The sequence below is a fragment of the Novipirellula galeiformis genome, assembly GCF_007860095.1.
In the GTDB taxonomy this organism is placed as follows: Bacteria; Planctomycetota; Planctomycetia; order Pirellulales; family Pirellulaceae; genus Novipirellula; species Novipirellula galeiformis.
The window spans coordinates 277,632-294,165 of sequence record NZ_SJPT01000006.1 but is presented as its reverse complement, the minus strand read 5'-3'; the positions used below and the strand labels follow the sequence as shown (position 1 = coordinate 294,165).

9 protein-coding genes are annotated in these 16,534 nt (G+C 57.1%); 6 read left to right on the top strand and 3 right to left on the bottom strand.

Annotated features, from left to right (window positions below; all coding sequences use genetic code 11):
• Positions 1–211: 211 nt before the first annotated feature.
• Positions 212–3,808, bottom strand: coding sequence for a chromosome segregation protein SMC (gene smc / locus Pla52o_RS17680; protein ID WP_146595935.1), 3,597 nt, complete (start codon positions 3,806–3,808; stop codon positions 212–214).
• 215 nt (positions 3,809–4,023) lie between these two features.
• On the opposite strand from smc, the gene Pla52o_RS17675 reads away from it, so the two are divergent.
• The 4 genes from Pla52o_RS17675 (at position 4,024) to Pla52o_RS17660 (ending at position 9,859) form a co-directional block, all read left to right on the top strand.
• On the top strand, positions 4,024–6,105 hold the full coding sequence (locus Pla52o_RS17675) for a tetratricopeptide repeat protein (protein WP_146595934.1): 2,082 nt from the start codon (positions 4,024–4,026) through the stop codon (positions 6,103–6,105).
• Complete coding sequence (locus Pla52o_RS17670; RefSeq protein ID WP_231612452.1) at positions 6,102–7,145, top strand: MotA/TolQ/ExbB proton channel family protein; 1,044 nt, start codon at positions 6,102–6,104, stop codon at positions 7,143–7,145. Before Pla52o_RS17675 ends, Pla52o_RS17670 begins: the two co-directional genes overlap by 4 nt.
• A 232-nt stretch (positions 7,146–7,377) precedes the next feature.
• The gene (locus Pla52o_RS17665; RefSeq protein WP_146595933.1) at positions 7,378–7,791 is read left to right on the top strand and encodes an ExbD/TolR family protein; all 414 of its coding nucleotides are present in this window, start codon (positions 7,378–7,380) and stop codon (positions 7,789–7,791) included.
• 169 nt (positions 7,792–7,960) lie between these two features.
• Positions 7,961–9,859 (top strand): prenyltransferase/squalene oxidase repeat-containing protein, encoded by a 1,899-nt coding sequence (locus Pla52o_RS17660; RefSeq protein WP_231612451.1) that lies wholly within the window; start codon positions 7,961–7,963, stop codon positions 9,857–9,859.
• Positions 9,860–9,997: 138 nt separating this feature from the next.
• Here Pla52o_RS17660 and Pla52o_RS17655 read toward each other — a convergent pair whose 3' ends face one another.
• On the bottom strand, positions 9,998–12,670 hold the full coding sequence (locus Pla52o_RS17655; RefSeq protein ID WP_231612450.1) for a M16 family metallopeptidase: 2,673 nt from the start codon (positions 12,668–12,670) through the stop codon (positions 9,998–10,000).
• A 361-nt stretch (positions 12,671–13,031) separates the two neighbouring features.
• Here Pla52o_RS17655 and Pla52o_RS17650 point away from each other — a divergent pair, with 361 nt between their 5' ends.
• The gene (locus Pla52o_RS17650; protein ID WP_146595931.1) at positions 13,032–13,337 is read left to right on the top strand and encodes a Rieske (2Fe-2S) protein; all 306 of its coding nucleotides are present in this window, start codon (positions 13,032–13,034) and stop codon (positions 13,335–13,337) included.
• A 679-nt stretch (positions 13,338–14,016) separates the two neighbouring features.
• The gene (locus Pla52o_RS17645) at positions 14,017–15,672 is read left to right on the top strand and encodes a hypothetical protein (RefSeq protein ID WP_146595930.1); all 1,656 of its coding nucleotides are present in this window, start codon (positions 14,017–14,019) and stop codon (positions 15,670–15,672) included.
• Positions 15,673–15,786: 114 nt separating this feature from the next.
• On the opposite strand, the gene Pla52o_RS17640 is transcribed toward Pla52o_RS17645, so the two are convergent.
• The gene (locus Pla52o_RS17640; protein WP_146595929.1) at positions 15,787–16,509 is read right to left on the bottom strand and encodes an ABC transporter ATP-binding protein; all 723 of its coding nucleotides are present in this window, start codon (positions 16,507–16,509) and stop codon (positions 15,787–15,789) included.
• Positions 16,510–16,534: the final 25 nt, after the last annotated feature.

The following is a 16,534-nucleotide window of genomic DNA, read 5'->3' as shown; positions in this document are numbered from 1 at the left end:
CGTTTTTCTCGGCAAATCATAACGCACAGTGTGAGCGAGGGACCGAGTCAATCGCGAGAGTCCCTCGCTGACGCTTCGGGTTATGAACGAAACGCAAATTCAAAGCGTGTTAGCAGGGGGCGAAATCAAGCATGATTGTCCCTCGCTGACGCTTCGGGTTGTGAAAAGAACGCCACTCATCCCTGATACGTTGGGCTGTGAACCCTCCGGGCTAGGCGGCTTCGCCTTCGTTGATTTCGCCGTCTTCGCTGACGTCTTCGAACTTGATCGAGACTTGCTTGCTGACACCCGATTCTTGCATCGTGACGCCGTAGAGGGTGGTCGCTGCTGTCATCGTTTTTTTGCTGTGCGTGACGACGACGAACTTGGAGTGATCCAAGAATTCATTCAAGACTGTCACGAAACGGCCAATATTTGCCTCGTCAAACGGAGCGTCGACTTCGTCCAAGACACAAAACGGGCTGGGGCGATATTGGAAGATTGACATCAAGAGTGCGACGGCGGTCAACGCTTTTTCTCCCCCGGAGAGCAGCGAGTTGCTGAAGCTCGGTTTGCCCGGTGGCGTGGCGACGATTTCCACTCCGGCTTCTAAGGGGTCGACGTTCTCTTCGAGAATCAAATCGGCATGGCCTCCGCCAAACGACTTGCGATAGAGCTTTTGAAAGTTCTGCCGAATCGCTTCGAGGGTATCCAGGAATAGCCGCCGGCTGTCGGCGTTGATCCGTCCGATGATCCGCTGCAGTGAATCCTTTGCGGCGGTTAGGTCTTGGTATTGGCCATGCAATTCATCGTAGCGTGCTTGCAGTCCCTCGAGCTCTTCGAGCGCTTCCATGTTGACGCTACTGGTGCGTTGCAATTGAGCGCGTAGTTCGGTGATCTCGTCCTCGACGGCTTGTCGATCATCGGGAGCTTGGAGATCCTCGGGCGGCTCGGAATTGCGCAGATCGATTTCGTAATCTTCGAGCAAGCGGTCGGCCAACGTATCGCGGCGGATCTTGGCATTGTCGCGTCGCGCGGTGATTGCATGGACCGCTTCGCTGGCAACACTGGTTTGCTTGATGGCGTCTTCGCTGGCTTTGACAATTTGACGATTTTCGGCACGTACTTTTGCCGCCGATTCGGCCAAGGCCGCTAAGTCATGCGTGCTGGCGTCCGATTCCCAACTAAGGGTTGCCAATCGGTTGGTTGCCTCAAGCACTCGCAACGTGAGCTCATCCAATCGCGTGCGGCCTTGTTCGGCCTGGCTGCGCACTTCGGCGACCGCAGCTTCGCGTTGGCTTTGGTCGCGACGTTGTTGCAGCATGGTGGTGGACAGCGCTTCGTACTTTTGTTCGGCTCGCGCGATGTCGACGGAAATTGCCATCACTTCGCTGGTGGACGATTGCAGCGCCGTTTGTGCCCCGGAGAGCATTTCATCGATTTCGGCCGCTTCCAATTCGAGCGTTTCAATTTCGTGTTGCCCGCTGGCGATGTGGCTGCCCATTGCGGCGAACTCTTGTTCGGCCGTCGTTCGTGTGGCGTTGGCGGCAATTACTTCGGCATCAAGTTCATCGTGAGCCGTTTGCAGTGACTGGTAGCGTTCTTGCGCATGACGCAGATCGGCGACGGCGGCGGCACGCTCGGTAATTTGCCCTCGATGCTTTTGCTCGATACGGCCAAGCTCCGCCGCTTGATCGTCAACCAATGACGCTAAACGGGTCGATTCCGCTTCGGTCTCCTTCAGTTGGAATTGATAATGTTGGATCTCTTGCTCGGCTGCCGTGATTTGACTGCGGCGGCTGATCAAACCGGTCGAAATACTAGCCGGACCGATCACGATGGTGCCGTCGGTTTCCAGCAACTCACCCGTCGCGGTGACAAAACGCAGCCCGGCACCACTGAGTTTCCGCAACCCCAACGCGGTCGCTAGCGAGTCGACCAACCACGTGCTGCTGAGCAAATGTCGCGAGAGCGGTTCAAACATCGCTTCGCACTTGATCATGCGGTCGCCTCGCCCGATCACGCCCTTGAGTCCATCGAGCCGAATGCGATCGCCTGGGCGACGACGCGGAAGTTCGTCGATCCGGATCAGACCGACGCGGCTGTTGATCGCTAACTTGCCACTCAAGATCGCTTGCTGCAAGTCACCGCCGCTGACGATCACGTATTGAGCACGTTGCCCCAACGCCGCATCGATCAAGGGAGCAACATGGGTGTCGACCTCGAAGCATTCTGCGACGATACCGTGCATCGATTGAGCCAACGGGTCGGACGAACCGCTCATCTGTTGCAGGATCGACTGCACTCCGCCCGAAACCCCTTCTTGGCGACGGTGCAAATCTTGCAGCACGCCCAAGCGTTCGGTAACGCCTTGCAATCGGACCTTCAACGCCGAAGCCTCTTCGCGACGCCGCGCCAAGGTGCGGCGGCTTTCTTGAAGCTTTGCGTCGGCCAATCCGACTTCTTTGGCGGCGAGTTCAATTTGCTCGTCGAGTAAGTTGACCCGTTTCTGGGCAAGCTCGGATTCGGTTTCCGCTTCGCTCAACGCCGTCCGCGCCGCGGCGACGCGTTTACCGAGACTGGCAAGCAAACGAGCGACTTCGGCGATCTGTTGCTCGGAGCGTTGACGTGACGCTTCGAGATCGGCGACGCGGCGAACACTCGCGAGATGTCGTTGTTGAACTGCGTCTCGTTGCTTGCGGACCTCGTCGACTTCGGCTTGGATTTTGTCGCGCTGTGCCTCGGCGTCGCTACCGCGTTTTTGGACCTCGGCCAGTTCAGATTCGTATTGAGCGAGACGCTCGTTTGCGTTTCGCAATGCGGCGGCGGCCGAGCCCGCTTGGTTTTGCAATAGGCGAACGCGGACGAGTGATTTCGCCACACTCGAACGCAGGTCGATGATCGCAGTGTTATCGGCGTTGCGTCGGCCGCTGAGTTCCGCGATTCGCTGTAACGCCGTCGATCGCTTTTCTTCAATCTCGCGGGCCTGTTCGGCAATCGTTTGCAATTGCATGTCGGCCGCTTGCCGCTGTTGGGTCATCGATTCCCGCAGCGTCTGCAATTCTTCGTGCCGTGCGACCGCGGCAATCAATTCGGCCTCGAAGGTCTCGTGTTCGCTTGACAGATCAGCCCAGTCGGTCCAGGCGACTTGCGTTCTCAGTTCCTTGAGCCGGTCGGATGCTTGGCGATAGCGTTCGGCCTTGCTGGCTTGGCTGCGTAGCGATTTGAGCCGCGAGGCAACTTCGTCAACGATGTCGCCCAATCGGGTCAGGTTTTGTTGCACGCGAACGAGTCGCCGTTCGGCCTCGATTTTCTTGGCTTTGAAGCGACTGATCCCAGCGGCCTCTTCAAAAATCGCGCGGCGATCCTTCGCGTTGGCCTGCAGCATGCGATCGACCTTGCCCTGCTCAATCAAACTGTAGGCATCGATCCCAATCCCGGTGCCGCGGATCAAGGCTTTGACGTCTTTGAGCCGGACCGCTTGGTTGTTGATCAGGTATTCGGCTTCGCCACTGCGGTAAACGCGGCGAGTGACGTGGACTTCCGGAGCGTCGACGGGCAAGGCCCCGTCGCTGTTCTCGAAAATGATCGTCGCCTCGGCCGACGCCGCAGGGCCCCGCGTTTGTGATCCTTTGAAGATCACGTCGGACATGTCTTTGCCGCGTAGACTCTTCGCGCTTTGCGAGCCTAAGACCCATTTGATGGCGTCGACGATGTTGGATTTGCCGGAGCCATTGGGGCCAACGACGACCGTAATCCCATCCGGGAAGTCGAAGCGGGTCCGATCGGCAAAACTTTTGAACCCGGCCAGTTCGAGTGCTTTTAGCATGCGAAGTGTTTTTTGCTCGGGATCATCAGGTAAGGGGGGGCCAGAAAAGCGGACCGAAAAACAGGAAATGCAGCGTTTTGCCGCAATTTACAGAGTAGATGAAAGAACCCCTGGAGCCTAGCTCTGTTTTTGCCGGATTTGCCTCTCTAATCGACAAAGCCCCCAGGAAAGACGGGATTGCGGGATATTCGTAGTTTGGAGTATTTCGAAGCGGTATGAAAACCATCAGCCCCAACGATTTTGGCGTGAGGATTTCGGATTTGCCGATCGATTGGCCCGTTTGCGCTACAATTCAGATGATAGCAACTCAGCGAATCACGATGGTGATCCGCTGGAGCATCGTCGTAGCCGCTCTAATCCCTCAATGGGGTGCTGCCCAGTCACCGGGCCCTCCCAGCGGTACAGAGCCGCCGATCTCATCGCAGTCGGAACCCGATGGGGGGGAGACTGGTTCAGCCACTGGCACGCCGCGTTTTGTCGGTTCCGATGGCAATCCCGCCAGCTCAAACGACCTTGTCTCCGGTTTAAAAGAACAGATTCAACGCTATCTCGCCGCCGGTCAGATCGTCGAAGCGGCGGAAATGGCGAGACAATACGATGATCAAATCATTAATCAGCCTGATTCCGACGTCGATTTGACGTTGCCGTTGGCTCAACTTGGCCGTGCCTTTCAAAACGGGGGGGATGGTGCCCAGTCGCTCGAATTCTTCAGTCGTGCCAACGCGGCACTCGATCGGCCCGCTAGCAAACAGGTGGCTCCCGCGACCGCGGTGTTAGTTCGACTTGCCGCCGCGTCTTTGTTTGTGGAGCTAGGAAAATTGCCGCTTGCCGCGACCACGCTGCAAAAAATGTTTGCCTCGCCCGAGCAGTTGACGGACGCTCAACAGCAATTGGCGGTCGCACTGTGTTTGCGTCTGGGGGCAGATTCATTGACGAAGCGCGAGCTCGGGACGGCCGAGGCCGCCTACCAGCTCGCCGCCGAACATGCCGACGCGATGCAAAAGCCGACCGCGATGTTGGGAGCGGCATGGGCGGTGGCGATGTCCGGATCGCGGGGAGCGGAAGCGGCCGATTTGATGATCGCATTTGTGGATGCCTTTCCCGATCACCAGGACGCTGCCCGAGCGTCTCAGGCGGGGATCGCATGTTTGAAACAGGTTGGTCGCGAGGAAGAGGCTGCGGCCATGATGAACCAATTGTTCGAGCGTTGGCCTGAATCGGATGCCGCCAGCGACGTGCTCAACCAATTCGGTGCGGTGGACATTGAGCGAATTCCGGCCCCATTGCGGCAAATGATTCTGCAGCGTGATGTGGATCAATTGACCTCCGCGATGACAACGATCGCGATTCGCATCGCCGCAGCCGACGGCGATTTGAACCACTGGGATCGATTGGTGGTGCAGCTAGGTAAGGTCGACAAAACGGGGCAAACCACGGCCGACGTGTTGGAGCAGTGGTTGGCTCCGTCCGACGCGGAGCGATTGGCAACGTTTCTGTTGTCGCCCCCGGATCCTGCGCTCGTGCAAGCGAAATCGCGTGAATCGGCCTGTCGTTGGGCGGGGCGTCACGAACGCTGGAGCATGTTGGCATTGGCGTCTCAATCGACGACTCCGGCAACCGCAGACCCGACGCGTACGGTGACGATGGAACGCTTGTTTGCCGAGGCATTGATGCAAACCGGGCGGCGTGAGGAGGCTCACGCTTGGTGGGTCTTTATCGTGGACCAACGAGCGGCGACCGATTTCGCCACCCTGCTCCGCTGTGCCGAGACGGAGGTCTCGACGGGGCAAATCGAACGAGCAACTCAGCGTGTCGATGCCGCCCGCAATGCCGCCGGTGACAATCGCTTTGGGCGTGCGTTGGTGGCGATGTTGTCGGCTGAATTGGGAATCCGAAGGTTGCGGTTCGATCAAGCGCGAAGCGATCTCGAGTCGGTGGTGCGAAGCAGCCAAGTCGACGCGTCGCTGCGTGGGCGGGCGCAATGGATGATCGGAGAAACATACTATTTGCAACAAAAGTATGTCGAAGCCATCGAGGCCTATCGCGGCGTGGCAGGCATCGACCCCGAGGGCACTTGGGTGATCGCGTCGTTGGTCCAAGCGGGAAAATCTTTTGAACAATTGGGGAGGACACGGGACGCTGCGGTTTGTTATTCGACTCTGGTGAGCCGACACGGCGATAGCGAGTTCGCTGGTCTAGCGAGTCGCCGACTTGCCGCGTTGTCGACGAGTGACGAGTCAACGTCTCCCCAATCGGGGGCTCCATCGAAAACAAAGAATCCAACGTTAAAACGATGAGCGATCGCATAACCAACGCCCCGATCACGATGATTTCACCTGCTTTCGGTTCGCCCGAACGAGTGGCGATGCGCCTCCATCGTCGCGATCCCGGAAGGCTGGTCTCGCGATTGGCACCGTTGGGGGTGTTGGCCATCGGATTGTTGTGGTGGATATCGCATCTCGATCTTGCGACCGCCCAGTACCCTCAACAGAACGGCTACCCCCAGCAAAACGGATTTAGTTCTCAGAACCAATTTCAACCTGCGCCGGCTCAATTCAACAGTGGGATTCCCACGATTCCTGCCTCGACCGCCATTCCGTCGACCGCATCGGAACCTCTGCCTGAACCGGAGTTAGCAGCGGACGAGGAAGCGTCGGCTTGGCGATTGCCAGGCATTTTTGGCAAGTTTGCCGAAGGGGGATGGTTGATGATCCCCTTGGCGTTCTGCTCGCTGGTGGTGTTCGCATTGTCGCTCGAGCGTTTGGTGGCGCTGCGTCGCGGTCGCGTGATCCCTCGGCCATTTGTTCGGCGGTTCACCGAATGCGTCGAAGATGGCCAATTGAGTTATGAAGAGGCAACCGAGATTTGCGAAGAGTTCGATTGCCCGGTGGCCGAAGTGTTTCAAGCGGCGGTACGACGCTGGGGACGGCCCATGTTTGAGATCGAACAAGCGGTGATGGATGCCGGAGATCGCGTTGCCGATGGGCTTCGCCGCTTCGTTCGCGTCTTCCACGCGATCAGCAACGTGGCACCGCTGCTGGGATTGCTCGGCACGGTGTTGGGGATGATTGAAGCCTTCGAAACGATCAGCTCGCAAGAATCGATCGGACGTCCTGAGATGTTAGCGTCGGGCATTAGCACCGCCCTGATGACGACAGCGGGTGGGTTGATGGTCGCCATTCCAGCCTATTTGGCGTACATGTATTTCAGTAGCAAGAGTGATCGTTACCTAGGCGAGATCGACAAATTGTGCCAACGGGTGGTCGATTGTATCTCGGCCGAAGGGCTCGAAAATTCGGGCAACGCCCGGCCGCAGCGGAAACGCCGGGCGGCGTAGGCTCATTGGCAGCAAATCATAACCCGACGCGTCCGTTCTGAAGTTGCCTGCGTTTCATAACCCGATGCGTTAGCGAGGGACGACCACTCTTAGCTCGGTCCCTCGCTAACGCTTCGGGTTGTGATTTTCAAAAGCCATAACACTTTACTGAGCAAACGGTTAAGACATTTTGGGTGGTTCGGATGCAATGTCCGGGCTAGACCGCCGAGAAAAAAATTTAGCGAGTCCAAGCATGGCAATTCGACGTGAACGAGCCGAAGATGCGACGATCAATTTGACGCCGATGATCGATGTCGTCTTCCTGCTGATCATTTTTTTTATGGTCGGCAGTAAATTCAGCGAGGCAGAAAGCCGAATTAATGTCAATGTGCCTTCGGTTGGCGATCTCCGCTCGATGACACGCATCCCCGATGAACGCGTCGTAGTCGTTGCCGAGAATGGCTCGATCACGCTCGACGAAACGCCGCTAACGATTGCTGAGTTATCCGAAACGCTGCGCAACCAACATGCCAACTATCCGGCGTTGAAGGTTGCCGTCCGTGGCGACGGTGCCAGTTCTTTTCAACAAGTTGCCGAAGTGCTGCATGCGGTTCGCAGCAGCGGTGTGGAACAAGTCGGATTGTCGGCGAAAAGCACACGACGTTAAGCATCGATCATGCGATTGGCTTCCTCACGTGGGGGCGGCGTCACCTAGTCGAGGATGGTGCGAGTTGTCTAGCACGATGCGACCTGTCGAGGATGACGCGACCAACGATCCCCGCTTATCTCGCACCTGAAAGCCAAGCCTGATATTTCGATTCCTCGACGGTGACGACGTGCTTTCCCACTGGTTTCCCTCTTCGCTGATCGCGATTTCCACTCCGCTTCCGGTCTGGGCGGATCGGCGTTTGGTGATCGTGATCGCGGCCGTCGCAGTGGCACTACTGCTAATCACGGTGTGGTTGTTCCGTCGCCAGAAACGCCAAGGACGCCAAGCGGGAATCATTTGTTTGATTGGATCGGTCGCCTTGCATTTGGCTCTGTTTTTCCTCGTGCCCTATTTGCCCAAAACCGGCGGGGGGGCCGCCGAACGTCATCCGGAGCCCGATGATTCGCTGGGGATTCAAGACATTGAATTTTCGTCCTTCGATCCAGAGGTACAGATCGAAGAACATGCACAAGATTTCGATCAGCCAACGATTTCCCCGTTGCCGGTCGCGGATTTGGCCGAATTGCTGGCTGAGTCGCCCAGCGTCGAAACCGCCGAGGCGCCGCATCGCGATGTCGAATCCCCGCCCATGCTCGAACCGACCGAATCGGAACCGAGCGAATCCGAAATGCCGGATTCGTTAGCGGCCAACACCGACACCGCGGTCAATGCGATGATGGATCGGCTAGATGCTGATTTCCAAAAGCTGTTCGATCCACAGTCTGAATCGTCGCAGTCGCAAGCACCCCAGCCCGAGACCGAGCTGGCTCAAACTCCGGCAGCCGAGTTGGCGACGGAGTCACGCGACGATGCGGTGGCTTCGGATACCGCCACGATGGAGGAACCAACGACAGCGCCGCAAGCGATGTCTCAGCCAATCGTGGCCCAGGCGGTTTCCGCATCGTCGGCCGATCGGGCAACGGTGCCGGGGGAGATTCCAAACGACTTTGCCAATCGCGTGGGGCAAGCGAAGACGGCCGCATTGATCGCCACCGGCGGCAGCTTAGAGACGGAGGCCGCCGTCGCTGCGGCGCTGAAATATCTCGTTGCCCAGCAACGGTCCGATGGGGCATGGGATCCACGCTCCAGCGGTGCTGGCCAGGAACGTCAACCGTTAGGGATGAGCCGTGGTGGCGCGGGCGCCCGCGCCGAAACGGCATTGACGGGATTGTCGCTGCTATCGCTGATGGGCTCAGGTCACACGCATCAACAAGGCCAGTATGCCGAGAACGTTTATCGAGGGCTCGCGTATTTGATTCAAAATCAAAAGCCCAGCGGCTCCTTGGCGGGGGAGGCTTCGGTGTACGCGGCGACCTATGCGCACGGGATGGCGGCGCTGGCGATGTGTGAAGCCGCTGCGATCACTCAGGATCCTTCGGCCATTGAGTCCGCGCGATTGGCGATGCAGTACACCCAAAGCATGCAACATGCTCGCACCGGAGGGTGGCGTTACACCCAAGGCGATACCGGAGATCTGAGTCAACTCGGGTGGCAAGCGATGGTGTTGGATGCCGGCAGCCGAGCAGGGATTCCACCCAGCCATGCTGCGGTTCGTGGCGTGGAGCGATTTTTGCGCAGCGTTCGCTCGGGACGCGGCGGCGGCTTGGCGAGCTATCGAGCCGGTGAAGCCCCCAGCCGGACGATGACGGCCGAGGCGCTCGCGACTCGTTTGCTGATCGGCGAAAGCGTCCCTCCAGCTGAGATCCGCGAAGCCGAACAGGCCTTGTTGCAACAGAAACCCGGCGTCGGACAAGACAACTATTATTACTGGTATTACGCCACGTTAGCCCTGCATCAATTGCAAGACGAGGCCTGGCAGGAGTGGAACGCCGCGCTGCAGTCGCGATTGTTGTCGACGCAATTGCCCGACGGTCAATGGCCCACCGAAAGTGTCTGGGGCGGTTATGGCGGGTCGGTCTACACGACGGCGATGGCAACGTTGTGCTTGGAAAGCTACTACCGGCACACGATTCGTGAATCGAAAGAGAAAATCGCCCATCGTCCTCCCGAGGCGTGGCGACGTTGATGCTGCGCTACGAATCACGCCCGTCCAGCCGATGACGCTCGCGATTTGCAGATCGAAGCGAGGACCGAATCCTTCGTGCCGATGCGTTTAGCGGCGGACGAAACTCGGTTCGTCCGCCGCCCAAACGAGCACGCTCTTTTACTCTTTCGCGTTTTCCTCTTTGACGTTGGCAAAGTCGCCTGCGATGGCCATCACCAAATTCTCAGGTTGGATATAGGTGCGGATCGCATCGTTGACCGACTCCACCGTTGCCGCTTCGATTTGCGCTTCGTGCTCGGCTTCGTAGGCCATCGTTCGCTCGTTAAAGATCGTGCTTAATAGCTCCGAAGCCAACGAGGAATCGTCTGCCCGGCTGACGCGGTTGCGTTGCAAGTAAGCCAACTTGGCTTTCTGCAATTCTTCGGACGTGATGCCGTCCTGGCGAATCCGGTCGATCTCTTCGCGAATCACGCGAATCAGCTTTTCTCGATTGGCCGGATTGGTGATCGCGTAGAGTGTGAAGTCGACACGATTGTCTCGCGCCCGAGCAATCACGCTACTGCGGACGCCGTAAGACAATCCCTCTTGTTGGCGAACGCGGTCTGCCAATCGGCTGCTCAGGCTGCCCCCACCGAGGATGAAGTTTCCAAGCACCAACGAGGCGTAGGCGGGATCGGCATCGTTCAACTCGTATTGTTCGCTGCTGTAAAAGAATGCGTTGGCCTTGTCCGGTGTTTCAATCGCCTCGAGCGAGCCTTCGGTCTCAGGATGAGGATTGCGGTCGACGCGAACATAGGGCTCCGCAACAGTCCAATCGTTCAATTCTTTCGCGATCCACGATTGGAGTTCTTCTGCATCAAAATCACCCACTGCGGCGACTTCACCGGCTTGGTTGCCGAGGAAGTTGTCGTGTAGTTGTTTGATCTGGTCGGCGGTGACACTTGAATACATCTGCAATTGTTCGTCGATCGATTGAACGTAGAGCACGTTGTCCGATTCGTACGGTGCCAATCGCTTGCGGACCGACAGCGGCGCGAGTGCTTGGGGTTCGTTCTTGCTTTGCTGCAGACTGGTGATGACTTGGCGGCGAATCACTTCGAGTTCCTCAGACGAAAGTCGTGGTTCTCGCAGTACCTTGCCGATCAACTGGACGACTTCCGGCAAGAATTCTTTTTTCGTTTTGACTTGCAATTGCAACAGCCCTACGGTGCTGCTGATCGACAATTCGGCACGCAATCGAGTCAGTTCATCTTGGAATTGTTGGTAGTCCAGTTCGCGGGTTCCCTTGGCCATCAACATGCCAAGTAACTCGACCGCGCCGATCTTGCCCTTCAAGGTTTCGCCGGTTCCGAAACGCAGGGTCATATTCAACGTGACCGATCCACCACGGGTTTTCTTGGGCAACATCGCATAGCGAATGCCTCCCACCAACTCGCCACGTGTGGTTCGTGCTTCGATCGCCAATGGAGCGGGATCAAACATTTCGCCCGCAGCGACCGCTTCACGTCCTTCGTAATCTTTAAACAGTTCGACCAAGTTGGGCGATTCAGGAATCGCGACTCGCTCGGATTGCTCGCTCGGAATGAACAAGCCCACGGTGCGGTTGTTGCGAACGAAGTACTTTTTCGCCGCTTCTTGAACCTGCGCGACCGTTAAATTTTCAATCCGGTCGCGATAGAGTAAATACAGACGCCAATCGCCCTGGGCGGCCCAATCGCTCAGCGCGACCGCGATCTTGTCGGTGTCGGACGATTCAAGTTCTCGCTCCTTCAAAATTTGTTGCTTCGCGCGCTCGACTTCCTGTTCCGTGATCGGTGACTCCGAGAGGGACTTCTCGATAATGTCGATCAGCGTTTGCCTCGCTTGCTCGATCGAGTGCTCCTCAGGGATCTCGGCGATTCCCATGAACAGCCCCGGTTCGGTTAAACCGTACGCCAGCGTGAACACGTTGCTGGCGATTTTTGCTTCGACCATCTGCTTGTAAAGCCGGCCGCTCGGTTCGTCGCCGAGCACGTAGACGAGCGCTTTCATGGCAGCGTAATCGGCATGGCTACCCGAGGGAATGTGATATGCCGCGCCGACATATTGAACATCACCGACGCGCCGCAATACGACTGTTCGTTCACCGTCTTGAGGTGGTTCGGTGGTATAGGTGGAATCGATCGGGGTGTCCGGCGACTTCAGCACGCCAAAGGTCTCTGTGATCTGTTGCAGTGCGAATTCCGGATCAAATTTCCCCGCCACGATCAGCATTACGTTATCGGGGCGATAGTATTTTTTGTAGAATTGGCGAAGCTTGACGACTGGCACCCGCTCAATATCGCTGCGGTTTCCGATCGTCGATTGGCCGTAATTGTGCCAATCGAAAGCGGCCGATTGCATGCGTTGCATCAGCACGCGGATCGGCGAGTTTTCGCCGCGTTCAAACTCGTTGCGAACGACCGTCATTTCACTCGCCAAGTCTTCGCCGCGGACGAAGCTGTTCAGTAAACGATCCGATTCCAAATCGAGTGCAAAACGTAGGTTCTCGTCGCTAGCGGGAAGCGTTTCGTAATAATTCGTGCGGTCCAGCCATGTCGTGCCGTTGAACCGAGCCCCGCGGTCGGTCAGCGCCTTGGGAACTTCGGGGAAAGTTGGCGTCCCTTTGAACAACATGTGTTCGAGTAAGTGCGCCATCCCCGCTTCGCCGTAACCCTCGTGTCGTGAACCGACCAACACGGTCATGTTCACCGTGACCACTTCCTTGCTCTCGTCTGGGAACAACAGCACTCGCACTCCGTTTTCGAACGTATATTCGGAGATTCCTTCGAGTTCGGTTACTTTTGTTGGCACGGGGGTGGAGCTTTGGGTGGGAGGAGACTTCGCGGATGGGGACGGTTGAGGTTGATCGGCAATCACCGAGGTGACGACGGAAACGGAGACCCACAGCGCTAGCAGCCCCCGACGTCGATGGCTAGCGAATAAGCGGGCTCGAAGTGAATCAACTTGGTTTCTGAAATCCATTGCAGCGAGTGCTCCGTGTTGACGTGTCGATGGTTAGCTAAGTGAGTTAGCTAAGATTGAGCTGTGATTGTAACGTTTGCTCCCAATCGTTGATAATGGGCTCAGCCATTGAGGGCGAATCATGTTGGGGTAAAAGCGGCCTACACTCCATATCGACCGAACATCGAGCCGAGAGAAGAGGGAATAGCGAATGGGACAGTGGATTGACGTTGCGGCCCTGGAGGACTGTGGCGAGGGGAAAGCGATCGAGGTTTTGGTCGAAGGCCAAGTGATTGCCATCTTTCAAAATGAGGGCGAACTCTTCGCTCTCGATGGGATGTGCGCCCACCAAGGCGGTCCGATTGCCCAAGGGCATGTGGCCGGCGGCTGCGTGACCTGTCCTTGGCATGGTTGGCAATATGAATTGGCGACCGGCATTCAGACGATCAATCGGCAACCGCTGCAAAAGACGTTTGCGGTCCGCCAACGTGACGGTCGCATCGAAATCGACATTTGAAATCGACATCCACGCTTGATCCATCGCAGCGGGATGGAGGGGGGCGCAGGGCCATGATCGCTCGAAACGCGATGACGACCCTGTGTTGCCCGGGGCTCTGTGTTGCCCGGGGCTCTGTGTTGGCCGGGACTCTGTGTTGGCCGGGACCCTGTGCTGCCCGCAGGCAAGATTGACGGCACGCAACTCCTTTACCCAGACCGGATATTCCGGTACCCCAAATTGGAGCGATTGCCGCCGTCGGCGATCGAGACCTTGTTCAGCAATTCCTTTGCGGGTCGTGACGACTTTTCGCATCAAACGGAGCTACCGCCACGCCGCGTTCGCGTGCGGCGTTTGCTTCGGATCCTAGGGCGCGGACCCTACCTGCTTTGCGAAATCGAGCGAGTGTTTGACTCTGGAGGTACCGAAGTTGCGAAAATGCAACGGTTGTAGCGTTAAATAAACAGCCCAGGGGGAATGGCGAATTTAGCACCCCTGTTCGGCAGCGAAAGTGCGTTTTTTTCAGTGTTTTGACTACTTTTTTCTCAAGTCTTGCCTAACCTTGTAGGTGGAGCCTTGAGGACGAATGTCTTCAAGACGCTGCGCTAACTACCCCACTGCGATCGGTGCTTGTGCATAATGGGGGGGGGAAAGATAGCGGAAATGATTTCAGTGACTCGTCCTGCGAACGACCCAAAACATGAAACGACGACTTTTCTCAACGACACTTCTGTTTGCGGCGACTTCGACTTTGGCCAACGTCAATGTAGGTGCCCAGGAGGCATGCTGTTTTGAGCCAACGTATCGCTTGCAATGCGAAACCGTGATGCAGCCCGAAACGGTCCAACGGTTTCGCTTGGCCTACGAAACGAGCTACGTCGAAGAGGAGGTCACCAGCTATCGACCGGTACTGAAAACACGGACCGAAGAGCGAGAGTACAAGGTCGCCAAACCGGTGGTCGAAACCCATTATCGTGAAGAGCGTTTCACGGTTTGGAAGCCGGTGGTGGAGACGTCGTATCGCGATGAGACGGTGACCGAAACTCGCTACGTGACCGAAACCGCCGAGCGAGAAGAACAATACACGACCTACAAACCGGTCGTCGAGACGAGCTACCAACAGCAACAGTACACGGTCCAGCGGCCTGTCGTGGAGACACAGTACTACGATCAACAATACGCGGTTCAGCGGCCGGTGGTGGAAACCCAGTATCAAACTCAGCAATACACTTCGTTGCGTCCGGTGACCACGATGCAAACCCAGACGGTGGATGCCGGCGGCTATGTCGCGCAGCAAGTGGTCAATCCGGGGCAACTTCAATACGGGATGCAGTACGTTCCCAATGCCTATGCCACGCCAGGGCCGCTGGGAATTTTCGCTCGGGTTCGCGGCGCCTACGCCGTCACGCCGATGATGACGCCGCCCACCGTGCAAACCCAAATGGCCTATCGCCCCAACTATATCCAGCAGCAGGTTGCCCAGACTAGTTATGTTCCCCAGGTGCAACAGGTTCAAGTGCCGGTACAGGTACAACGGATGCAGACGGAGATGGTGACTCAGAAGGTGCCTGTGCAAACGACCCGAATGCAGAGCGAAACCGTGACCCAAAACGTGCCGGTGCAAACCACGCGAATGGTGGCCACGACCGAGGTTCGCAAGGTGCCGTACGTCGTTCAACGCCCCGTTACCGAGACCAAGACTCGCAAGGTGCCGGTTCAACAGCAACGTTGGGTTACCGAGGAACAGGTGCGCAAGGTGCCTGTGCAATCGACTCGCACGGTTTACGAAACACGTAAAGAACCCGTTCAGGTTCAGTATTACGAGCAAGAAGCGTACACCCACAAGGTGCGGCGTCCGGTCACGGTTCAAAAGTATGTGCCGTACTCGGAAACGCAAATGGTACCAAGGCAAGTCGTTCAGCGTGTGCCGCTGTCGTACTACGACCCCTTTAGTCCCGCGATTATCAATGGGTACTCGTCGTTCTCGGTGCCAAGTACGTCTTACAGCACTCCTGCGGTGAGCAGTTCGCCCATCGTAAGTTCACCGGTTGTTTCGCAGCCCATTGTTTCGCAACCCAGCCTCGCTCCGGTTGCGGAAGATTCCAGTGGTCATTCGGTTTTGTCACCACCCAAAAGTGATAGCGTGAGCACAGAGACCGACACGGCGGATGAAGCAAGCAACGAACCCAAAACCCGCCTGAAGAGTATTGAGATCGGCCCGCCGACCAATTCGGACTCGAGCCAAGATTCCGCGGTCGATCCAGAGGACGAAGAGTCTCTTCCGCAACCTTCGCTGAAAGCGAACGAAGCGGGGTTTCGGATTCAGTGGAATCCGGTTTACGCTCGCCATACGTAATCCAACGATGGTAGCCGGGGATGTTCCCGCGCTAACGCGTTCGGGATAAACCCCATTCCGCTTTAGTGGCTCCGTCCGTTCTTGTCCGATGGAGCTTCATTTCGGGGTTTCCCTTCACGCGGCGTGCCGTGCGCAGTGCGTCGTTTCGAGCAACCCGTCTTGCATGCGATAGCAGACATCGGCTTTCTCAGCGATGGCGTCATCATGGGTGATCATCACGATGGTCAAGTGATCTTGCTGGTTCAGTTCCACGAGCAGCTTTAAAATCGATTCGCCGGTTTCGGTATCGAGATTCCCGGTCGGTTCGTCGGCTAGCAACAGCGAAGGGTCGGTCATCAGGGCGCGAGCGATCGCGGCGCGCTGCATCTCACCGCCACTCATCTCGGCCGGACGGTGTGTCGCACGGTGCGATAGACCGACGCGGTCGAGCATCGCTTCGGCACGCTTGCGGATTTCTTTTCGATTGCGGAAGTAACCCCACAAGCTTTGGCGGATCATGATCGGAGCGAGCACGTTTTCGAGTGCCGTCAGCTCGGGTAGCAAGTGATAGAACTGGAAGATGATGCCAATGTCTTGGTTACGATAGGCATCACGTGCCGCTCGTGGGGCGTCGTCAATCCGTTTGCCCTGAAACATTATCTCGCCGGTATCGGGGCGATCCAATGTCGCCAACAAGTGCATCAACGTGCTTTTCCCACTGCCGGATCGCCCGATCAATGCATTGATCTTGCCCGCGGTGATATTGACGTCGATCCCACGAAGTACGGGGACTTCGATTTTGTTTTTGTGATAGCTCTTGTGGATACCGCAAGCTTGAAGAACAAATTCAGCGTTCATGTTGGAATCTTAATGGGGATGCAGG